General features: G+C 67.6%; 18 protein-coding genes and 2 pseudogenes. 7 read left to right on the top strand and 13 right to left on the bottom strand.

Features of this window, described 5'->3' with window-relative positions; translation table 11 throughout:
* Positions 1–236: 236 nt before the first annotated feature.
* The 8 genes from CHF15_RS34790 to CHF15_RS34755 form a co-directional block, all read right to left on the bottom strand.
* On the bottom strand, positions 237–1,472 hold the full coding sequence (locus CHF15_RS34790) for an iron-containing alcohol dehydrogenase (RefSeq protein ID WP_089227901.1): 1,236 nt from the start codon (positions 1,470–1,472) through the stop codon (positions 237–239).
* Position 1,473: 1 nt separating this feature from the next.
* Positions 1,474–1,953, bottom strand: coding sequence for an Ldh family oxidoreductase (locus CHF15_RS34785; protein ID WP_089227900.1), 480 nt, complete (start codon positions 1,951–1,953; stop codon positions 1,474–1,476).
* Positions 1,950–3,410, bottom strand: coding sequence for an NAD-dependent succinate-semialdehyde dehydrogenase (locus CHF15_RS34780; RefSeq protein ID WP_089227899.1), 1,461 nt, complete (start codon positions 3,408–3,410; stop codon positions 1,950–1,952). Before CHF15_RS34780 ends, CHF15_RS34785 begins: the two co-directional genes overlap by 4 nt.
* Positions 3,411–3,684: 274 nt before the next feature.
* On the bottom strand, positions 3,685–4,761 hold the full coding sequence (locus CHF15_RS34775; RefSeq protein WP_089227898.1) for an ABC transporter ATP-binding protein: 1,077 nt from the start codon (positions 4,759–4,761) through the stop codon (positions 3,685–3,687).
* On the bottom strand, positions 4,761–5,828 hold the full coding sequence (locus CHF15_RS34770; RefSeq protein WP_089227897.1) for an ABC transporter ATP-binding protein: 1,068 nt from the start codon (positions 5,826–5,828) through the stop codon (positions 4,761–4,763). The genes CHF15_RS34775 and CHF15_RS34770 overlap by 1 nt, the downstream gene beginning before the upstream one ends.
* A complete protein-coding gene (locus CHF15_RS34765) occupies positions 5,828–6,745 on the bottom strand; it encodes a carbohydrate ABC transporter permease (RefSeq protein ID WP_089227896.1) in 918 nt (305 codons plus the stop codon). The genes CHF15_RS34770 and CHF15_RS34765 overlap by 1 nt, the downstream gene beginning before the upstream one ends.
* Complete coding sequence (locus CHF15_RS34760; protein ID WP_220093354.1) at positions 6,745–7,611, bottom strand: carbohydrate ABC transporter permease; 867 nt, start codon at positions 7,609–7,611, stop codon at positions 6,745–6,747. Before CHF15_RS34760 ends, CHF15_RS34765 begins: the two co-directional genes overlap by 1 nt.
* A gap of 80 nt (positions 7,612–7,691) precedes the next feature.
* Positions 7,692–9,065, bottom strand: coding sequence for an extracellular solute-binding protein (locus CHF15_RS34755; protein WP_245939188.1), 1,374 nt, complete (start codon positions 9,063–9,065; stop codon positions 7,692–7,694).
* A 436-nt stretch (positions 9,066–9,501) separates the two neighbouring features.
* Here CHF15_RS34755 and CHF15_RS34750 point away from each other — a divergent pair, with 436 nt between their 5' ends.
* The 3 genes from CHF15_RS34750 to CHF15_RS34740 all read left to right on the top strand — a co-directional run bounded on the left by CHF15_RS34750 (position 9,502) and on the right by CHF15_RS34740 (position 11,737).
* Entirely contained in the window at positions 9,502–10,236 is a 735-nt protein-coding gene (locus CHF15_RS34750) for a GntR family transcriptional regulator (RefSeq protein WP_089227893.1), read from the top strand.
* 90 nt (positions 10,237–10,326) lie between these two features.
* Complete coding sequence (locus CHF15_RS34745) at positions 10,327–10,896, top strand: DJ-1/PfpI family protein (RefSeq protein ID WP_089227892.1); 570 nt, start codon at positions 10,327–10,329, stop codon at positions 10,894–10,896.
* Between the two features lie 19 nt (positions 10,897–10,915).
* A complete protein-coding gene (locus CHF15_RS34740) occupies positions 10,916–11,737 on the top strand; it encodes an alpha/beta fold hydrolase (RefSeq protein WP_089227891.1) in 822 nt (273 codons plus the stop codon).
* A gap of 324 nt (positions 11,738–12,061) precedes the next feature.
* Here CHF15_RS34740 and CHF15_RS34735 read toward each other — a convergent pair whose 3' ends face one another.
* Both CHF15_RS34735 and CHF15_RS34730 read right to left on the bottom strand, forming a co-directional pair.
* A complete protein-coding gene (locus tag CHF15_RS34735; RefSeq protein ID WP_089227890.1) occupies positions 12,062–12,436 on the bottom strand; it encodes a transposase in 375 nt (124 codons plus the stop codon).
* Between the two features lie 511 nt (positions 12,437–12,947).
* Complete coding sequence (locus CHF15_RS34730) at positions 12,948–13,958, bottom strand: hypothetical protein (RefSeq protein ID WP_089227889.1); 1,011 nt, start codon at positions 13,956–13,958, stop codon at positions 12,948–12,950.
* A gap of 116 nt (positions 13,959–14,074) precedes the next feature.
* Between CHF15_RS34730 and CHF15_RS34725 the strand changes: the two genes are divergently transcribed.
* A complete protein-coding gene (locus CHF15_RS34725; RefSeq protein ID WP_089227952.1) occupies positions 14,075–14,731 on the top strand; it encodes a TetR/AcrR family transcriptional regulator in 657 nt (218 codons plus the stop codon).
* 48 nt (positions 14,732–14,779) lie between these two features.
* Here the strand turns inward: CHF15_RS34725 and CHF15_RS34720 are convergent.
* Together CHF15_RS34720 and CHF15_RS45215 are read right to left on the bottom strand one after the other, a co-directional pair.
* A pseudogene (locus CHF15_RS34720) lies at positions 14,780–15,133 on the bottom strand (helix-turn-helix domain-containing protein); the annotation flags it as partial.
* A gap of 154 nt (positions 15,134–15,287) precedes the next feature.
* Positions 15,288–15,566, bottom strand: a complete 279-nt coding sequence (locus CHF15_RS45215) for a hypothetical protein (RefSeq protein ID WP_179280096.1) — start codon at positions 15,564–15,566, stop codon at positions 15,288–15,290.
* Positions 15,567–16,159: 593 nt separating this feature from the next.
* On the opposite strand from CHF15_RS45215, the gene CHF15_RS34710 reads away from it, so the two are divergent.
* Together CHF15_RS34710 and CHF15_RS46805 are read left to right on the top strand one after the other, a co-directional pair.
* On the top strand, positions 16,160–16,597 hold the full coding sequence (locus tag CHF15_RS34710; RefSeq protein ID WP_179280095.1) for a peptidoglycan-binding domain-containing protein: 438 nt from the start codon (positions 16,160–16,162) through the stop codon (positions 16,595–16,597).
* Positions 16,598–16,832: 235 nt separating this feature from the next.
* Positions 16,833–16,970: pseudogene (locus tag CHF15_RS46805) on the top strand (RNA-guided endonuclease TnpB family protein); the annotation flags it as partial.
* A 507-nt stretch (positions 16,971–17,477) separates the two neighbouring features.
* Here the strand turns inward: CHF15_RS46805 and CHF15_RS34700 are convergent.
* Positions 17,478–18,890: an NF041680 family putative transposase gene (locus CHF15_RS34700; protein ID WP_089227951.1), complete on the bottom strand. Its 1,413-nt coding sequence runs from the start codon at positions 18,888–18,890 to the stop codon at positions 17,478–17,480.
* 628 nt (positions 18,891–19,518) lie between these two features.
* On the opposite strand from CHF15_RS34700, the gene CHF15_RS34695 reads away from it, so the two are divergent.
* Positions 19,519–20,529, top strand: a complete 1,011-nt coding sequence (locus CHF15_RS34695) for a helix-turn-helix domain-containing protein (RefSeq protein WP_089227886.1) — start codon at positions 19,519–19,521, stop codon at positions 20,527–20,529.
* Positions 20,530–20,563 lie beyond the last annotated feature (34 nt).

Here is a 20,563-nt window from a genome sequence, read left to right as displayed (position 1 = left end):
GCATTCCGTCACCCGCATGGGGGTATCGAATGGCGGTTCACCTTCGCCCCGCTCAGTCTGGGCTCGTGCGTTCGATTCGTCGCGAATGCGCGAGCCATTCAAGGGAGGTCGAACCATGACCCGCACCAAGCTCCTCGCTCTGGCCGCAGCCCCCTGCGCTGGCTCTTAAGTCGTAGCCGACAATTCCGATACCCAGGATGGGGCAGGGAACTTGTCGTCATGTGAAAGGCCCGTCACTATCTCTGCTCCGGAGTCAGGACGTGTCGGGTCCGGTCCCCGATCCAGGCCGCTTCGAGGATCGAGGTCAGACTGGCGGTGTCGGTCGGGCCTGGATGGTTCTGGATCAAGCGGGTGACGCCACTGGCCATCTCCGCGAAGCGCGGGAGGTCGGCGCGCGCCACGCCGATGTCCGCCAAGGTGGCAGGGATGCCGATGTCGGCAAGGAGCCCGTCGAGCCAGGTGAGGAATGTATCTGCGGCCTCGGCATCCGAGGCGTCGGTCACGTCGAGCCCGCACACCCCGGCGAGGATGGTCAACCGGTCGCCGATGGCATCCCTGGCCGCGTCCAGCGCGTAGGGCAGCAGCAGCCCGACGCCCAGGCCGTGCGGTGTGTGGGTGGCTGCGCCGATGGGGTATTGGAGGGCGTGCGGAGCCGCGTTGCCTGCGTGGGAGAATGCGAGCCCGGCCAGCATGGACCCATAGGACATGTCCGCGCGCGCGTCCTTGTCGCCTCCGTCCCTGACGACCTGGGGCAAGCTGCGGGCGATCCGCTTCGCGGCCAGGAGCGCGTAGTGATCGGTGATCGGGTTGCGGCCGAGGAAGACCTGCTCCACCGGGTCGCGCGGTCCGTGGGCCCGGGGTCGCGCGGTGTAGCTCTCCACCGCGTGACACAACGCGTCGATGCCGGAGTGGGCAGTGACGGTCGCAGGGCAGGTGTAGGTGAGCTCGGGGTCGACGATGGCGAAGTCGGGCACGATGTGGACGCTGGAGACCCCCACCTTCAGCTCGCGGTCCGGGTCGGTCAACACCGAGACGGGCGTGAGCTCGGAGCCGGTGCCTGACGTCGTCGGGACCGCGACGAGAGGAATCGTCGGCCCCGGCACCTTCGACTCGCCGTAGAAGTCGCGCGGCGTCCCACCGTGGCGCCGGATGACGCCGACGATTTTGGCGAGGTCGATCACCGTGCCACCCCCGATGGCGAGGATTACGTCGGCGTCCACCTCTGCGGCGACCGAGACGGCCAGGGCGACATCGGCGAGTGGCACGTCCGGAGTCGCGTCGGCAAACACCGCGACGACTTCGGCCTTCTCCCGCACGGCGGCCACGATCTCGGCCACGCCCGGCTGCCCCAGAAGAACCCGGTCGGTCACGATGAGGACTCGCGAGCCGCACTCGGCCACCACGCGTGGGATGTTCTGCGCGACCCCTTCGCCCACTATCAGCTGGCGTGGTCCGCGGACGGTCTCAAGCATGTCAGTGCCTCTCTGGAACGTCGGCGGTGATGTGCTGGGTGGACGTCCAGTTCACCTGCGAGACCGGGACGGCGTCGGCTGCCGGGTGGCGCAGGCGCGCGCCGGGCTCCCGGACTCGGTCGTGCCCGGGGGCCCTCGGGTCCATCGCGATGAAGACGTCGCCCCTGGTGGGCGGGGCAGTCGGGTCGGGGGTCCCGCGGACATCGTCGCCAAGGGCGGTACGAGTCGAGGTCGCGACCAGCACCTCGGTCATGAGCCCGAGGGCGTGGCCTTTGGGACAACCGAAAGGGCTGATCGCCCCATCCACCGCCGCGGCCGCGTCTGTGACGCGCACACCGGCGGAGTCGACGGCGTCCCCGGGTGCCAGCAACTTCTTGCCGGCCATGGCCCGGGTCCCGCCCCACGGGTGGAGGCCGGTCAGGTCATGTGTGCACAGGGCGCGGTGATCCGCGGCGGGCACCCGGAGCAGTAAACCGGTCATGTGAGGTCGATCGCCGCGTAGGTGACGTCGAGGTACTCAAGGATGCCCTCGTGCGACCCCTCCTTGCCGATCCCGGACTGCTTCACGCCTCCGAAGGGAGCTGACGGGTCCGAGATCAGACCGCGGTTGATGCCGACCATCCCCGTCTCCAACCCCTCGGTGAACCGCAGCGCCCGCTGGAGGTCACGGGTGAAGACGTATCCGGCCAGGCCGTGTTCGGTGTCGTTGGCCTTCGCCATGACCTCGTCGTCGGACGTGAACGAGCTGATCGGCGCCACCGGGCCGAAGATTTCCGCCTGCAGTATCCGCGCGTCTTCGGGCACGTCGACGATGACCGTAGGCGGGTAGAAGTGGCCCGGCCCATCCGGACGCTCGCCGCCCACCAAGACACGGGCGCCGCGATCGACCGCATCGGCGACGAGCTTGTCGATCTTGGTGACCGAGGCCTCGTCGATCAGCGCCCCGACCTCCACGCCGTCGTCGAGACCATGGCCCACCGAGAGCGCGCCCATCCGCTGGGCGAAGCGCGCCGTGAACTCCTCGCGCACCGGCTCCTCGACGTAGATCCGGTTGGCCGCGATGCAGGACTCCCCGATGTTGCGCATCTTGGCCACCATGGCACCGTCGAGCGCGACGTCCAGGTCCGCGTCGGCACACACGATCAAGGGTGCGTTGCCGCCCAGTTCCATGGAGGTGCGCAGCACGTTGTCCGCCGCCTGTCGTAGCAGCACGCGCCCGACCTCGGTCGACCCGGTGAACGAAACCTTGCGGGTCCGACGGTCGGCCAGCAGTGCCGAGACCACCTCGCCGGCACGCTTGGTCGTCACGACGTTGACGACGCCCGGGGGAACGCCGACCTCCTCCATGATGCGGGCCAGGAACAGCATGGTGAGTGGCGTCTGGGCTGCCGGCTTGGTGATCGTCGTGCAGCCCGCCGCCAGCGCAGGAGCGAGCTTGCGGGCACCCATGGCCAACGGAAAGTTCCAGGGCGTCACGAAGACGCACGGTCCGACCGGCTTCGGCACGGTGAGGATGCGATATCCACCAGCGGGAGCGGTGTTGTAGCGCCCCTCGACGCGGACCGCCTCCTCGGCGAACCATCGGAAGAACTCGGCGCCGTAGGCCACCTCTCCCCGAGCCTCGGCGAGCGGCTTGCCCATCTCGAGCGTTATCAGCCGGGCGATCTCCTCGGATCGCTCGGTCAGTACCCGGTACGTCGCGGTCAACAACTCCGACCGTTTTCGCGGCGGTGTCGCCGCCCACTCCGCCATTGCCTTGCTCGCCGCGTCCAGAGCGGCGAGCCCGTCGACGACGCCGGCGTCCGCCACCTCGGCGATGGTCTTGCCGGTGGCCGGATCCTCAACGACGAAGGTGGCTCCGCCGGCGGCGTCGCGCCACGCGTCGCCAATCCGGAGCCGCCGGTGCTCGGGGGCCAGGACGTTCATCGGGTCACTCATTGCGTCGCCTCCTGTGATGTTCTGGGTGATGTCCCGTGACCTCGGCGATCGCGCCACGCGCGTCGGCGAACACGTCGCACGACCTCGCCGGGGTCGAGGTTGCCGAGCGGGTCGAACGTGGCCCTGGCCCTGGCTGCAGGGCGACGCCCCGCGCCACCGATCGCCTTCTCGGGCCATCGCTGCTTCGGCGTCGTCAGGCCGTGCTCACCGGTGACGGTCCGCCGAGGCTCGATCGCCACGTGCGGGCGCATGGTGACGTCGCCGCCCTGCGCGGTTACCTCCCGGCCTCGGGCAGCGCCAGCCCGGTGCCCGCATCGAACAGGTGCGCACGGTCCAGGTCGACGCTGACAAGCAGCCGCTCGCCCGGCGTACCCGTGACGGTGGGTCGTGCCTTGACCTTGAGGATCTCCGTCCCCACTCGGACGTCGACCACCGTTCGGTCACCGAGCGGCTCAAGGCCGTAGAGCTCACCCGGCAACGACGCGTCCCCACGCTGCTCGATGGACAGGTCCTCCGCCCGCAGGCCCAGCATCAGCGGACGACCGTCCTCTGCCGTGGTCCAGCGGGGCCGCGGCAGCGTCCAGCCTTCCGCCCCGACCAGACGATCCCCCTCGGCGTGGCAGGGAAGGAGGCTGATCGGCGGGCTCCCGACGAAGCCCGCGACCCACTGGTTGGCCGGTCGCTCGTACACCTCGGTCGGCGTTCCGACCTGTTGCACCTTCCCCTCCTTGAGGACCGCGACCTGGTCGGCCATGGACAGGGCCTCGACCTGGTCGTTGGTCACGTGGACGAAGGTTCCCCCGAGACTCCGGTGGATGCGGGTGAGCTCGGTGCGCATCTCGACGCGGAGCTTGAGGTCGAGGTTCGTCAGCGGCTCGTCCATGAGAAACGCGCGCGGGCGACGGACCAGCGCCCGGGCCAGGGCGACACGCTGCATCTCACCGCCCGACATCTGCGCGGGACGACGCTGCAGCAGACGTTCGATGTGCAGCAGGGCCGACATCCGCTCGACGGCAGCGGCGATCTCGCTGGAAGAACAGCGGCGTGCCCGCAGCGGCGAAGCGATGTTCTCGTACGCCGTGAGTCGCGGGTAGAGGGCGTAGCTCTGGAAGACCATGGCCAGGTCGCGTTCGGCCGGGGAGTCACCGGTCGCGTCCCTCCCGTCCAGATGCACCGACCCGGCGTCAAGCTGCTCAAGGCCGGCGATCGCTCGCAGGGTCGTCGTCTTGCCTGCCCCGGAGGGCCCGAGCACGACGAAGAAGGAGCCGTCCGGCACGTCCAGCGTCACCCCGTCCAGGGCCTGGACCTTGCCGAAGGACTTGCACAGCCCGTGCACTGCCACGGTTCCCATCAGGCCACCAGCTCTTCCGTGCTCACGTCGTAGACCGGCGGGGGCCCGCCGGTGTGCCGCAGCCCGACCGGCGCGCCGGCGGCGAAACGGACAGTCGGTGGCATCCGAACCCTTACGTCGCGCCGGCCACCGTGGTCGACCACGGCGATGACTTCGTCTCCCAGCCACTCCGCCGAGACCACGCGGCCCGGGGCTGAACGCTCCGCCCCTGGTTCTGTGACCTCCAGCGCCTCCGGCCGGACGCCTGCGACCAGGCGACGGTCGCGCGGCAGGCTCGGCGGTGGCGGAAGGACCAGTCCGCCCTGACTGCGCAGCTTCCCGTCGGCCACCTCCACCTCGATCAGGTTCATCGGCGGGGAGCCGATGAACGCGGCACAGAAAAGACTCGCCGGACGGTCGTAGACCTCCAGCGGCGTGCCGATCTGCTCGACGCGGCCCTTGTTGAGGATGGCGATTCTGTGGCCGAGCGACATCGCCTCGACCTGGTCGTGGGTGACGTAGACCATCGTCGTCCCCAGTTCCCCCTGCAGGTGCTTGATCTCCGTGCGCATGTCCGCCCTCAGCTCTGCGTCCAGATTGGTGAGGGGTTCGTCCATGAGGAAGGCGCGCGGTCGTCGCACCAGGGCGCGAGCAAGCGCGACGCGCTGCTGCTCCCCGCCGGACAGCCGGTGCGGTCGCCGGTCCAGGAGCGGACCGAGCCGCATCAGCCGGGCGGCCTCGTCGACCCGCTCGCGCACCTCCGCCTTGGGCAGTCCCTCGGCACGCAGTGGGAACGCCAGGTTGTCGCGGGTTCTCAGATGCGGGTAGAGAGCGTAGAACTGGAACACCATGGCGATGTCGCGCTCGGCGGGCGGCAGGTCGTTGACCAGCGTGTCGCCGATGCGGATGTCGCCCGTCGTCTGCCTCTCCAGGCCGGCTATGGCTCGCAGCGTGGTCGTCTTCCCGCAGCCCGAAGGTCCGAGCATCACGAACAGCTCGCCGTCGCCGATGGACAGGTCCACGTGATCGACTGCGACCGTCCCGTCCGGGTAGCGTTTGTGCAGCGCGGTCACCTCGATGCCCGCCATCAGCGTCGCACCGCCCCGAGCGTCACACCGGCGACGAGGTGCTTGCGCACCAGGTAGGCGAAGACGAGTACCGGTAGGGCGAACACGACGGAGGCGGCGGCCACGAGACCCCAGTCCACCGTGGTTCCGCCGATGAGGCCGGCGATGGCAGGCGGGGCCGTCCGGACGCTGTCGCTGGAGGTGAGGAAGATGGCGAACACGAACTCGTTCCACGAGAAGATGAGTGCGAAGACCGCCGTCGCGGCGATGCCGGGCAGGAGCAGGGGAAGGGTGAATCGGCGGAACGCCTGCAAACGGGTGTAGCCGTCGAGCATGGCGGCATCCTCGTACTCCGCGGGCACCTCGTCGACGAACCCCTTCATCATCCAGATCGTGAACGGGACGTTGAACGCGGCGTAGATGAGGATCAGGCCGAGCTTGGTGTCGATGAGTCCGACTTGGCGGTACATGAGGAAGATCGGGATCACGACCACCACGGGCGGCATGAAGCGGGTGGACAGGATGAAGAACAGTTGGTCCTTCTTGGCCTTCACGGCGAAGCGCGAGTAGGCCCAGGCCGCCGGGACCCCCAGCACGGTGGCCAGCGCCGTGGAGACGCCGGCGACCACGACGGAGTTGAGGAACGCGACGGACAAGGCCGAGCGACCCCCGCCGGGGGCGACGAACACGTCCTTGAAATGGCCCATCGTGACCTTGAAGTCGAAGAACTTGGCCGGGACGGCGTAGACGTCCCGGTTCTCCTTGATGGACGTCTCGATCATCCACAGCACCGGAAAGAGCATCACCACGGCCAGCACGGTCAGCAGCGCGACCTCCAGCACGGAACGGCCCCGGCCGCGGCCCCGGAGGCGACGCGCGGGGGGCGTGTGATCCCGGACGGGATCTGTGGACGCGGCCTCGTCGACGGATACGGCCATCAGTCCTCCTTGAGCTTGTTCAAGTAGCGCAGGTAGAGCTGCGTGAGGACCATGACGACGAGGACCATGAGGATCCCGTACGCCGAGGCGGTTCCGGTGTTGAAGCCCAGGAACGCGACCTTGTAGACGTGGAACGACAACGTCTCGGTGGAGACCCCCGGACCTCCGCTGGTGAGGATGTAGACGAGGTCGAACAGCCGGAAGGCCTCGATGGCCCTGAACAACACCGCAATGAGGAGTAGCGGCCACACCAGAGGAAGAGTGATGGTGCGGAACCGGAACCACTCGGACGCCCGGTCGATCGAGGCGGCCTCGTACAGGTACTTGGGTACCGCGGTGAGGCCCGCAAGTGCGATGAGCATGATGAACGGCGTCCATTGCCAGGTGTCGACCACGATCAGGGACATCAGTGCCGTTCGCTGCTGGGTGAGCCACTCCACCTGTCCCAGGCCGAGCGAGCCGAGCATGCTGTTGATCACGCCGAATTGCGCGTCGAACATGAATCGCCAGAACAGCCCGACCACGACCGGCGACAGCATCATCGGAACCAGGAACAAAGTGGTCAGCAGTCCTCGCCCGTGCGTACGCCGTGAGATCAGGTAGGCGATGGCGAAACCGAGCACCGTCTGCAGGGTGACCGCGCCGACCACGTAGATCAACGTCGTCAAGGCCCTCAGGTGGACCTGCGCCGACGTCAGGATGGCGGTGTAGTTCTCGAACCAGATGAAATGGGCCTGCCCCCCGCGGGTGGCCGAGTAGTCGGTGAACGACAGGTACAACGCCCACAGCAACGGGAACACCGACATGCCGAGCAGCAGCAGCAGCGCCGGCGAGATGAAGGCCACGGCGAGCCCGCGGTCGCTCAAGCGGCGGGGCCGACGTGGTGCAGGGGGCGTCGCGGACGCCACCTGCACCGCGTGGTCGGTCGTCAGAGTGGTGGGGTCACTCACAGTCCGCCGCCGCCCTTGCGGCTGCCGGAGTCGAGCACGCTCTGCTGCTCCTTGGCGATGTCGTCGAGCGCGTCCTTGGGCTTTTTCGCGCCGTTCAGAGCCGCGTTCACGTTGGTGTTCTCGATGTCGACGAGGCGCGCGTACTCGGGCACGTTCCACATGTCCCGCATCCGCGGAACCGAGTCGGCGTACACCTGGTTGAACGGCCCGGCATTGAGGAACTCGGGCGACTGCAGGGCGTCCGTACGTGCGGGCACGCCACCGGCCGCGGCCCACTTCTTCTGGATGTCAGCCTGCTCGAACCACTTCATGAAGTTGAGGGCCTCCGCCTGGTTCGCTTTGGAGGAGTAGGCCGACACGTGCATCCCCATGCCGCCGAGAGGCACCAGGTTCGTCTTCTGGCTCGGCAGGGTGGCAAAACCGAGCTTGTCGAGGATCTGCTCCCGCGTGGTGCCGAGCGTCGACTGCTTCGGGTCGAGCAGGCCGCCGCTCGCGGCGATCCAGTTGAACGCGATGCATGCCTTGCCCTGGGCGACCGCCGCGTTCACCTCGTCGATGAACCAGTTGCCGGAGCCCTTGGCGGTCAGCGGCTTCATCTTGTTGACCAGGACGTCCATCGCCTCATGGCCGGCGGTGTCGTTGAGGACGCCGTCGATCTTGCGCGTCTTGGAGTCCCAGAGGTTGCCGCCGTAGATGCCGTTGACCGTGTTGTAGGTGACGGCTGCGGCGTCGGAGCCGTTGGCCTGGTGGAAAGCCAGCCCGCTGACGCCGGGGTGGTCCGCCTGGCACTTCTCGGCGACTGAGATCATCTGGTCCCACGTCTGCGGTGGCTTGTCGCCGATCAGGTCCTTGCGGTAGATCATCGTCCAGGTGTCGCCGAGCAGCGGCAGTCCGTACATGCTGGCGTTTTCGTCGCGCTTGCCGGTCTCCGCCTGGGGGAACTGGCCGTAGGCCGCCAGGAGGTACGGGTTGTAGGCCTTGACGTCGATGTTCTTCTTGACGAAGTCGGTGATGTCGAGGATGTTGCCGTTCGTCACGGCCTCGCCGATGTGCTGCGAGTCCAGGATCGGGATGTCGAAGTCGGTACGGTGCGCTGCGAACTGGGTGAACATCGCGTCGTGCCAGTTCGCGTTCGGCACGGTGTTGACCTTGATGGTCACGTTCGGCCGCTCCTTGGCGTACTCCGCGTTCGCGAAGGCTTCCAGGGCGTGGGCGGGGGGCCAGTCGAACCAGATGAAGCTGAGGGTCAGCGGGTCCTTGGTGAGTTCCGGGATGGTCGCCGGTGCCTTGGGGGCGCTCGCCTGCGTGTCGCCGCCGCCGCAAGCCGCCACGGTCGTGGCCACCAATATGGCCGCCGTCGCCAGCTGCACCTTTCCACCGGGAACGGACAGTCGTCCTACTGGCTTGGGATACCGCATCCTCGTGCCTGCTTTCTGGGTCGGGACTTCTGGAGCCTTGCTGCGTGCTTCGCCGAGCAGTTGCTGGGTGCAGGCGTGTTGCCGGCTGTCGCGGGCGCTGACCCGCGGACCGTTGTCACGAGTAGGCCGCGACGTAGTGGGGCTTCAGGCGGTCGAGAGGTGCTTCGGCCCTTGTGCGGCCCAACGGCAAACCAAGTAGGACGTCGCGCAGGTCCCTAGGAGCTACAACTGATCGAAGCGGAGCGATGGCGGGCGGTTCCGCGATGGGTGAAGGATGGCCGGCGTCCGTCACATTTCCTATACGATCCAAGCGAGGGCATCAACATCCCGCAGCATGCGACCCATGTCAACAGGTTCGCAAAGACGTAAGAAAGGACCTCACGTCACGATGGACGACGAAGCGATGATTGCGAGGGGAAGTGGGGCCATGACGGGCGGAGCGCCGCCGGGAAAATCTCGTGGCCGGCTTGCCGACGAGGTGTACGACACGCTGCTCGGACAGCTGATGTCGCTACGGATCGAGCCTGGTTCCCGCGTCACGATCGACGTCCTGGCGCGAGAGTTGGGGGTCTCGCAGACGCCGATCCGAGACGCTCTGAACCGGATGGAGGCCGAGGGCCTGGTCGTGCGTGTGCCCCATGCCGGCTATCACATCCCGCCCCAAATCACCCGTCAGCGATTCGAGGACATGCTTGAGCTCCGCCTGCTCCTCGAGCCGGCAGCGGCGCGCAGATCCGCCGAACGCGCATCCTTGCAGCAGGTGGCCGGTCTGCGACGAATGCTGGAGCAGATGGCTGAGCTGGAGGGGGGCAGCGGGCCCCAGGCCTATGGCGCCTTCGGGCTCCGCGACGCCGCGTTTCACGATCTCGTCGCCCTGAGCGCGGAGAACCAGGTCATCCGCGAAGCGCTTGCTCGCCTGCACACGCACGTGCACCTGTTCCGGCTTCTCCACGACACCCAGGTCACTCACTTGGCCATGGCCGAGCACGAAGAAGTTGTGGCCGCGATTGCCGCGCGTGACCCCGACGCCGCCGCCTACGCCATGCGTCGGCACATCCTGCTGTCCGGCGAGCGGTTCCGACGATTGTTCGACGAGGCCAAGGGCTCGGAGGGAATGGCGTAAAGGCTTGACGGGCGGACTGGGCCGAGGAATGCTCGCACAATCGGATCGGATCGGATCCGCCTCACCCGCCTCAGATGCGAGGAGAAGTGAGTGCCCAGAGCGCTGCTCCTGACCGGCGACGCCGCCGAGGAGCTCGACACCATGTATCCCTACTATCGCGTTCAGGAGGGCGGTTGGGACGTTGACGTCTCGTCACGGACGATGCGTGACGTTCAGCTGGTCATCCACGAGTTCGACCCCAACTCCGACGCCTACGTGGAGAAGAACGGCCGCAAGCTGCCGGTTGACGTGCCCTGGGCCGAGGTCGACGTCGAGCGCTATGACGCCCTCATCATCCCTGGGGGACGTGCCCCCGAGTGGATCCGGGTCGACGCCGACGTCAGGCGCATCACCGAGCATTTCTTCGCGCGCAACCTCCCGATCGCGCTGGTGTGCCACGGCGCGCAGGTGCCGGCTGTGTACGGGCTGCTGAAGGGCCGCAAGACAGCGTGCTTCCCCCCTATCACCGGTGACATGGAGAACGCGGGCGCGACGGTCATCGACGCTCCGGACGTCGTGGACGGCAACCTCGTCTCCTGCCGGGGGTGGCCCGACATGCCGCAATTCGGCAGGGCGATGATGGAGCTCTTTTCGAAATCCATCAACTCCGCATCGGCATGACCACACCTGGCCTGCCCCAGTGACGGCACTTCGGACCATCACAGTCGACGGCTCCCCCGTCCACGTCATGGAGAGCGGTACCGGGCCCGCGGTGCTGATGCTGCACGGCTCCGGACCCGGTACGACCGGATCCGGCGCCTGGGCAACGACGGCACAGGCGCTGGGCACGTCCTGGCACCTAGTGGCTCCTGACCAGGCGGGGTTCGGCCGTACACCATTCCCGGCGGGCTCCAGGGGTGGGCTCCGGCTGTGGACGGAGCAGGCCGCGGGCCTGATGGATGCTCTCGGTGTCGAGCACTACGCCGTGGTGGGCCACTCCATGGGCGGTGCCGTGGCGCTGGCGTTGGCGGCCGCGCGTCCCCAGCAGGTCACCCGTGTCGTGGCGGTCTCGACGATGGGCGCCCCCGGGGCGCCGCTGTCCGCCGAGCTCGACGCGGTCTGGGCCGCCCCCGCCGGCCCGCTCGGGGCGCGAGACATGTTGAGTCGCCTCGTCCTCGACCAAGCGCTCGTGACCGAGTCGGCCGTCGCTGCCCGTGCAACTGCGATGCGAGCGGGGGCGGCCGCGTTCGCGTCGTTGTTCCCTCCTCCTAGGGCACGTTGGGCCGACGAGCTCACCCTCTCGGCGCAAACGCTGGCAGGGGTCCGCGCGCCCGTGCTGCTCGTCCACGGCGCCGAGGACCGAGTCACCCCGCTCGGGACGGCAGCCCTGCCCCTGCTCGAACACCTGGCCGATGTCCGTCTGTATGTGCTCGGCCGATGCGGGCACGTGCCGGCGCTCGAGCACCCGCACGACTTCAGGCGACTCCTGTCGTGCTTCCTCGGCCGGGAACGAGGTCACTAGTCATGCAGGTCCGGTGATGCTGCGTAGCCACAGCATCGTGCCGCACAAGTGGAGTCGGGTCAGGTAGCTCTCGGGAGTCTTGTCGTAGCGGGTGGCGATCCCGCGCCAGTTGCACGGCCTTGTCGCCGGCGACCGCGTCCGGGCGGGTGCGGGGCCGGCCCCTCCTGCCACCGACCTTGATCTTGTCCACGACCCGCGCGAACTGCGGACTGTCACCGGCCTGGCCGGGAGTGAGGACGAACGACAGCGGACGACAGCGCCGGTCGGCTGACAAGTGCACTTTGCTGGTCAGCCCACGCCGGGAACGACCCAGGTCAGCAGCCTTCAAACGCGCCCGGCGGCGGCGTCGCCGCAGCCGCCGCTCGGCTCGTTCCGGGCCTCCGTCCTGTTCGTCTTGCGGCTCTTATCCCTTCTTCCCGCCCCCTTTCCGGACTCGGCGGCCTCCACCAGAGTTTTCAACTGCTCCTCGTCCAGAACCATCCCGGCGGCGTGGTGGTGAGCGCGGGAGGCAGCAGAGTCCACGCTGGCCAGCGACAAGTCCACCTCGCCGCGTTCTGCGGCATATCCGATGACCGTCTCCATCAGGTGCTGGAAGACGCCCTCGCACGTCCAGATACGGAAGCGGTCGTAGACACTCGACCACGGACCGTACTCGGCGGAGCACGTCTCGCCAGGGGTTGCCGGTACGGAAAAGATCATGTTGACCTCGCTCGGCCCGCATCCCTGTCGAAGCACACGTCGTGCAGCGCCCCCGCGTGGGGCGCTTTGGCCGCGGGGACCTCCGGAGCCGGATGGACTCCGTCAGGGCATGAGGCAGTAGCGTCTTCAGCACTTGAGTACGCCCGAGCCGCACCGGGAAGTGACTGCCGTATGACGACTGCCCACGCCATCACACTGCGCGTCCACGACCGGCTGTTGCCCGCTCGAGATGATCTGATCGCGGAATAGCCGAGGTGCGCGCCGATCTGCTGCACCTGCCGAACTATGCGCTGCTGGCGTATACCGACGTTGGTGCCGGAAGCGGCGCTCATCCACGGCAGGGCCTCCTCCAACCCGCGCAGGTACAACATGCCGTTGGCCTGTAGGTCGCCGCGGCGGTAGACCGGCGCGAGGACTGCGGCAAGTGCGGCGAATACCGCTTCCATCTGCTCGGGATCTGCACTGCGGCGCAGTGCAGATCCCGAGCAGCGGTCGCCGTGTGCGGGGCCTGTCACTTCCGATACTGCTGCGCCACTGCTGCGAACGCGGCCTTGGGTTCCCATTCCATGTCGGGGTAGGTCTGCCCCCGGCGCCCTTCGAGGAGTTTGACGATGCCCAAGCCGGCCCGGTCCAAGTCTTTCCTGGGGTCGCCGTCGGGGCGGTGCGGGTAGCCAGGCAAGGCGAACAGGAACACGAACGCGCTGTCCACGCCCTCGGTCTCGAAGATCTCCAGCAGTTCGCTCAGATAGGCGGCCTGTCCGGCCTCGTCACGCTCGTATGTGCCGTTCAGTTGGACAGGGGCCTTGGTCTGCGGGTCGTACTCGACCACTTCCAGCACTCGGCCACCGCGGTCTCCCGCGCCGCGGTAGGCCGCGGTACCGAACCCGGTGATGGCGAGAGGCTTCGGGCCTTGGGCCAGTGTGCGCACCGCGTCCCGGAACCGGTCGGCGACCTCGGCGGAGCGGATCAGCTCGAACGTCACAATGTCGAAGGGAGTCCAGTCGACCTGCTCGAACTGGATTGATGCGTAGGTGATCTTGCCCTGGAAGTGCTCGCGGACCGTGGCCGCGGCATCGCGGAGGAATGCGTTGATGCGCACGCCGAGCTCGCGCATCGCTGCGGTCCGCCGCTCGGGTTGGCTCATCAGCTGCTCGACCCGCTCCTCGGGGCTGTCTCCGGGCAGGAACCCTCGGTTCATCACGCTCAGCTCGACCCCTGCGACGAACACGACTGTGGCCCCCTGCTGCCGGAGCCGTTCCGCTCGCTCGGCGCAGTCGCGGAAGAGCGTGAGGATCTGCTCCGGGTCCAGCTCCAGCGGATAGGGCGAGAACCAGACCTCCAGGCCGAGCTCGGCGGCGGCGCCGGCGGCCAGCTCCAGTCGGTCCGGGTCGCCGCCGATGATCTGGATCGCATTGCAGTGCAGGTCGTCGCGGATGATGGCGAGTTCGCGCCGGACCACCGCGGGGTCGAAGTGCTCGCGGGATATCTGGCTGTGCATGACGAATCCGGTGTCGTAGGTCATTCCTCTGGCTCGCATGGTGGCGTCCTCTCTGTCGGTCTCGGGCGGCCTGAGACTGACAGGAAAATTGCGTGCACGCAATTTTGCGCGCACGCAGCCCTGTGTGGGACCCTGGCCCCGTGACGACACCACCGCATGGACTGCGCGAACGAAAGAAGCAGGCCACGCGCGAGGCGCTCCGCGAGGCGGCCCTGCGTCTGGCCGTGGAGTACGGACCGGACCAGGTGCGGGTCGAGGACATCGCCGAGGCAGCTGGGGTCTCGCCGCGCACTTACAACAACTACTTCTCCAGCCGCGAGCAGGCGATCGTCGCCGCCATTACCGCGGACCGGGAGACACGGATCGCGGCGGCGGTCGCGGCCCGGCCCGCAAGAGTGCGCCTGGCTGACGCCGTCACCGAAGCAGTGGTCAAGCACTACACGAACACTGGTGAGCGCGAACACGAGGCGCTGCTGCTGATGACCACCCGGACCGCGCTACGCGACGCGTTCCTTGATGCCACCGCCGACATCGAGCCCCCTCTCACGGCGGTGATCGCCGAACGCCTCGGCGACGCCGGACCCCACACAGCCCGCGTTCTCGCGGCGAGCGTCGCCGTGGCGGTTCGCATCGCGTTGGAAGGCTGGCTCCAGTTGACTGGGAACGCAGGAGCCGCCGGGAATTTCCGCGCGGGAGGGCTGGTCGTGCCATCCGGCTCACTGTCCGACCAGCTCCACGCGGCGCTGTCCCCGCTCGCGCCCGCGTTCGACGTCGCCGAGCGACACACTCAGCCGTGAAGTCGACTCAACTGGGGCATCCGCTTGACAAACGGCATTGGGAATCGCTGAGTGGTCGCGGGTGGGCACCAGGGTGCCATCGATGATGAGCACGGTGTCCTTGCGGAACTGCTTCCGCTGCCGAAGGGCCAGCAACGGACCAGTGTGGTCGATGATCCGGTCTGCGGCCGCTGTGGAGATCCCAAGTAACAGCGCAAGCTGTCGCATGGTCAAGTTCGTGCGCCAGTAGGCCGTCACCAACGGGACGCGGTCCTCCAGCGGCAGGCTCCAAGGCTGGCCGCGCTGCTGATCCGAGGCTCGCTCGCGTCGCACCGAGGCAACCAGCTTGCCGAAGCAGCGCGAGGTCAGTGCGGTGAACGGCTCTATCCAGGACGGCACCGACGCCGTGATCACACCAGCCACCACGTGATCGTTTCACCCGGTGAGAAGCAGCTCTCGACCCGCGCCTTCTCGGCCTGAGCCGGTTCAGAATGTCGCCATGGCCGACGAAGAACACGCCAAGCCCGCCGCACTGGATCACCGTCCGTCCCCTGGCTTCCACCAGGCCCGGCGGGCCTCATATAGCCGATCTCGCCGGCGGCCGCGGATGGCTGATCTTCATTTTCATCCGCCGCCACGCCGTGCCCCTGATCACGGTCATCGAGGCGTTCTGGACCTGATCGGTCCAGGGCTGGAAGCACTGACTGACCTTCAGCGCGGTGAGGGTTCCCCGTGAGGTCTGCGGGACCTGCCACGCCCCGGGGCCACGTCCGTTGCAGTGGTGTATCGACCGCCCGATGCGGTGCTGTGCCGCAGCAACATCGACGCCACTGCCCAGATCTTCCACTTCCTCCAAGGGCCGCAGCGTCGCGCTGGCCGGGAAAACCCAAGCCCTGCGCGCTCTGGCGTTGGCAGCCCCGGGAAGGACGGGCGCCACCCCCGCCACACCGCCCACCCCACCGCGGAACGCCCCGACGGCACGGTCATCGCCACCACCGCCCCATAGAACTCGGCCGATCAGCCCGTCAGAACCCTCGACCCCACCTGACCCCCGGGGTCCGAAGCCGCACGCCTTGCCAACAGGCAGCGTGTCAAGCACGACTGTCTCTGCGGCAGTCGATTGGCCGACCGCGTACGGCTTCCACGAAGGCGCGGTCGTGGCGGGACACGTTCACGGGTGCGGCGGCGGTCTGGGGTGGTCGGTGTTCGTCTCGGGCTGACAGTGCGGCCTGAGGGGCGTCGGGGTTTGTGTCTGGCGCCGTTCTTTCGGGTGGCCTCGGGGTGGGCGGGCTTGTGCACGGGTGACCAAGTGCTGTGCACGGACGGCCAAGTCCGGGCAGTAACTGGCGTCTAGTCTTCTGCCTGGCCGGGCGCTGTCACCTCCGAGCGGGTGGCAGGCGCGACCTGCTCCTGTTCGCTTCCATGCGCGTGTTTGAAGGAGAGAATGAGATGAAGAAGTGTTTCTCCGGCATTCTGTCGGCCGGTGTGTTGGTTGCCGGCGTGTTGGGCGGCACGGTTGCTGCCGCGTCGTCTGCCTCGGCTGACGCCACCTACGAGTGCAACACCTCCAAGGCGCTGGCGAAGGGCAGCTACAACGTTCTGCTGCCGCATCAGAACTACGCCCCTGCCGACCCTTACTGGTGCTATCTGATCTACGGGAGCCAGAACAGCGGGGTGAGCGCTCTTCAGTTCACGCTGAACAAGTGCTACAGGGCAGGTCTGGCCGTGGACGGGATGTACGGCCCTGCCACCAGGTCCGCCGTGACGTCCGTTCAGCAGCGTGTGGGTGTCTCTGCGGACGGCGAGTACGGGCCGGCTACCCGCAACGCGATGAACTGGTCGTACCGGACCAGCAGCGGCACGCACCACCACTGCGCGAAGCTCTGATCCGAGTCAGGGAAACTCGAGCGGCATTTGTACATGACCCGTTGGGCCGAGGCCAGCGTTCGGGTTCATCGGGTACGGCCTTCGTGGCTGGATCAGCCGGGCAGCCTGGTCAGGCGTCCGGTGGGGGCGGCCCGTCTCGTTATGCCTCCTTGCGCTGTTTGCGGGGCGAGGCCGCTCTGGTGACCCGGCAGCCTTCCCGGTGAAGGGCCGCGGCAAGGGAGCGCCACCGTTCAGGACGTGTGCGTCGTGCGGGTATCACGGGGCGGGCATGATGCTGGTCCGGGCTGGTCTCAACCCGGCTGGTGCCGATCGTGTAAGCGCTGGTGGACCGCCGGTCCCCAGCCCACGTGAGCCAGGAGTCCCCGTCCTTTAGGACGGGGAGGATGTCAAGATCATGCCCTTGTTCCGCCAGCGTCGCCAGAACGCGTAGACCCGGTCCCATGAGGGGAAGTCTGCGGCCATCGCCCGCCAGGTGATGCCGCCGGCGACCGGATAGCGGACGCGTCGACCATCTGCCGGTGGCAGTACGCCTCCGGCTGCCCCCTGCCCTCCAGCCACGCTGGCACCGGCAGCAACTCCCGCACCACGGCCCACTCGGCGTCCGTCATATCCGATGGAACGCGTTGCGGACGATCGGCCGCGTTGCCGTACGCGTGCGCGAGGCAATCACACGGCCGGGCATGCGAGTTGGACGCGGCGGTCAATGGCACGGAAGACTGCGGCAGCAGGGCCTCCTGTTGCTCGTGGGCTTCGGCCCCCACGAGTTATGCAGGAGGCCCTGCCTTCATGCCCGGGAAGCCGGAAGGTCACCCGACCGAGATACAGCGGTCGAACCCACGCTCAACATGAGCGGTACGACATCGGCTTCTGAGCTTGATCTTTAACCCTGCTGCTGTTTCAAGCGGACGTGTTCGGTGAGGGTTTCCACTCGTTTCACAGTCTTGCCGGGCTCGTAGTGTGGTGCTGGCCTGCGGTTTTTCGATCCCAGTGGGCGGCCGGGGCCGGGCTTGGAGGGTTTGGGCACCGCTGCCGGTCGGAGCGTCTTCGCGCGGAGGTGGCGGAACCCTCGGCGGACCCGCGCGGGGGTGAGCCGGCGAGGCTCGGCGGGCCGTTCCCAGGGACGGCGGAGGTCCTCGGCGAGTGGTCGGGCGAGGCGGAGCTGGGTGTGGGCGGCGATGATCAGCCAGGTCCACAGGTCGGCGGTATGCGGGTCCCGGACCTTCGGGACGGTCCAGCCCAGGGTCTGCTTGAACAGCCGGAAGGTGTGTTCCAGGTCGAAGCGCCGCAGGAACGCCTGCCAGCGAAGGTCTACATCGGCTGCGGTCATCGCGGTCTTGGAGGACCACAACCAGACCGGCTTCGGGTCGCGGTCTCCCGGCAGGTACTCGACCTTCAGCCGGATCAATGTGCCGTGGATCAGCGGGAGTTCACCGCAGTGGTCGAGCCAGGGACCGCGGGCCTGCAGGCGGGGGGGCATCCGGTCCCAGGCCAGGACTTCGGCCGCGCCGTAGCGGGTGGTGACGGTGGCGGTGGACTGGTCGGGGATGTGCCAGGACTCGGGCTTGGAGAAGGTGAGGACACCGCCGTGCTTGCGGGGCTGCCCACCACGCGGGGTGGATCGACGCGGGCCGGCGTCGCGGAGCATCACCCGGTCCGAGCGCAGACGGCCGACCAGCTCGACGGGCAGGTCCGCCAGGACGTAGGCGAGCCGGGTGACGTCGTAGCCGGTGTCCATGACGATGAGAATGTTCTGGTCACCGGGCTTCCATTGGCCGGCCAGCCGGAGCCGGTTGACGACGTCACGGAGCTGGGCGGCGGTGACCGCGGTGGCGTCGTCGGCCGGTCCCAGCCGGACGGCGTCCAGGACGGCAGTCCACGACGTCCGTCCCACTTCCAGGGCGGCAACGAAAGAGTAGGGCCAGCCGGGGATCATCTGGTCGGCGCTGCGGCCGCGGCCGTAGACGTGGCAGAACAGCAGGTCCGGACTGGTCGGGGCGTCGGGCCGCAGCCAATTGCTGACGTCAACCGCCAGCACGATCCGCCCATCGGCAGCCCGCGGCAACGGCGTGGAAGCGAGCAGTCGCCGCAGGCGCAGCGGCTCGAGCCAGCCGTGGTTGACCGCGTCGTATATCGCCCCGTGCCCGCGCCGGTGCTCGGCCGTCAGCGTGAGCTCGACCAGCGATGTCACCGGACCATCCGCGCACAGCACCGCGTCGGTCAACTCGAAGAGCGCATCCGCCCTCTTGTAGAGGCTGTCGTAGAACTCGACACGAAAGTGGGACAGCACGCTCAGCGCGGCGTCTTCGGGCACTGCAGGAGCGAGACTCTTCACCAGCGGCCGTTCCTTCACGCGACGTTGCTCGACACTTCGAAGCGTGAAGAACGGCCGTCCTGCTGTCTCAGGAAGGAACCAAGATCAGCAGGTCAGGTGACCCAGCGAGGTTAAACAACAAGCTGAGACACAACAGGGGCGGAAGCGTTCAGGCTAGCCCCGGTCAGCCAGCCGTCCGTTCGCGGTCACGTGTTCAATGAGTGTTGCACCCGGTACGTAGGCAGTGGCGAGGCGACTTCGTGGGGCGGGCGTGTCACGACCGCCTCCGGATCCCGCTCAGATGGAAAGGCCCTGCTCAGGTGATGCTCCAGGCGATGCCGTCGGGCGCGTCGAGGCGATCTCTACTTCCTGACGGCTCAGCCATCCGCCGCCCGGCACCGGGCAATCGGCCCGATGCAACATGCCACGGCCCGGGCCACTCGCCGTTCGGTGCAGGGGCGTTCTGCAACGCCGCCTCCGGCCCGCGAAACTATTAGCGGAATACATGCGTAAAATTCAGCAAAACCGTTAAGAATGGATCATTTGCCGCAGTACGGTGGGAATCTGCCGTCCAATGCAGGCTGCGCGACCGGTTCAGGAGGAAGCCCGCATGGCAGAGGAACTTGACGTAGCGTCGCTGGCTCCCGGTGATCGAGCGAATGCGATCCGTGAACTCTCGGGGTTCGTCGTCAACGGCCGCGCAGAGGTGGACCTTCCGTCGGATCCGAATCGTCAGCGGGCTCACGCGACCACCAGCGCGCTCGGGTCGGTGAAAGTCTCGGAGATCGGCTGGAACGTGACCCGCATCCGGCGCACTGATGCCCCGGTGGACGGGGAGATGGTGCCGCAGATTCTCGTCTCCATCCGGGAAGCGGGGGTCTCCCAGTTCCACCAGGCGGGCAGGCACGGACTGATAAAGGCCGGGGATCTCATGGTGCTCGACAATGCGAAGCCCTACGAGGTTTTGTTCCACGGCCCAGTACGTGGAGTTCTAGTGAGCGTTCCCACGCACATCCTGGGGCTGCGGCCGTCCCTGCTCGATCAGATCACGGCTGGTCCACTCAGTTCGGAGCGACCGGCCGTAGGCGCCACGGCAGCGTTCTTCACCCGGCTGGCTCGTCTTCGGGGCGCTGCCGGTAAGGCCGATACCGCCCTATTCGCGGAGCCCAGTGTCGACCTGATCAGGGCTGTGGTCACCATGGTCCTGTACGGGGACGACCTGGCCAGAACGCTCCTGAACAGCACACTTCTTGAGCGTGTTCAGGAGTACGTGCGCCTCCATTTGGCAGACCTCGATCTGACTGCCGAGCGTATCGCAGCCGAGCACAACGTTTCCGTACGCTGGCTCTACCTGACCCTGTCCCGAGCGGGAATCACCCTTGGTGAATGGATCAGGACGCAGCGCCTCGAAGAATGCAGGAGGGAACTGGCCTCGCCCGTGCATCAGTTCATGACGATCGAGGCCATCGCCCACCGGTGGGGGTTCGCCAGCGCACCCCACTTCAGTCGCGTCTTCAAGACGGCGTACGGGGTGAGCCCCCGCGACTTTCGGTTGGGTCAGAGTGGGCTTTCACCGGAAACAAAGCATCTCCGGCAGAGCACTTTGGACGGACCACCCTGACCGTCCCGGGCCCACCTGGAAGGCGAACCGGAGC

It is taken from the genome of Actinacidiphila glaucinigra, assembly GCF_900188405.1.
GTDB classification, from domain to species: domain Bacteria; phylum Actinomycetota; class Actinomycetes; order Streptomycetales; family Streptomycetaceae; genus Actinacidiphila; species Actinacidiphila glaucinigra.
The sequence above is the reverse complement of the archived record's forward strand: the minus strand, read 5'-3'. Positions and strand labels throughout refer to the sequence as shown.

Bases quoted from the DNA above. Each gene is read 5' to 3' on its own strand.
- CHF15_RS34765 (WP_089227896.1), bottom strand. From the start codon at position 6,745: ATGGCCGTATCCGTCGACGAGGCCGCGTCCACAGATCCCGTCCGGGAT.
- CHF15_RS34730 (WP_089227889.1), bottom strand. From the start codon at position 13,958: ATGACCTACGACACCGGATTCGTCATGCACAGCCAGATATCCCGCGAG.
- CHF15_RS34785 (WP_089227900.1), bottom strand. From the start codon at position 1,953: ATGACCGGTTTACTGCTCCGGGTGCCCGCCGCGGATCACCGCGCCCTG.
- CHF15_RS34775 (WP_089227898.1), bottom strand. From the start codon at position 4,761: ATGGGAACCGTGGCAGTGCACGGGCTGTGCAAGTCCTTCGGCAAGGTC.
- CHF15_RS34735 (WP_089227890.1), bottom strand. From the start codon at position 12,436: ATGATCTTTTCCGTACCGGCAACCCCTGGCGAGACGTGCTCCGCCGAG.
- CHF15_RS34750 (WP_089227893.1), top strand. From the start codon at position 9,502: ATGGACGACGAAGCGATGATTGCGAGGGGAAGTGGGGCCATGACGGGC.
- CHF15_RS34695 (WP_089227886.1), top strand. From the start codon at position 19,519: ATGGCAGAGGAACTTGACGTAGCGTCGCTGGCTCCCGGTGATCGAGCG.
- CHF15_RS34710 (WP_179280095.1), top strand. From the start codon at position 16,160: ATGAAGAAGTGTTTCTCCGGCATTCTGTCGGCCGGTGTGTTGGTTGCC.
- CHF15_RS34780 (WP_089227899.1), bottom strand. From the start codon at position 3,410: ATGAGTGACCCGATGAACGTCCTGGCCCCCGAGCACCGGCGGCTCCGG.
- CHF15_RS34790 (WP_089227901.1), bottom strand. From the start codon at position 1,472: ATGCTTGAGACCGTCCGCGGACCACGCCAGCTGATAGTGGGCGAAGGG.
- CHF15_RS34770 (WP_089227897.1), bottom strand. From the start codon at position 5,828: ATGGCGGGCATCGAGGTGACCGCGCTGCACAAACGCTACCCGGACGGG.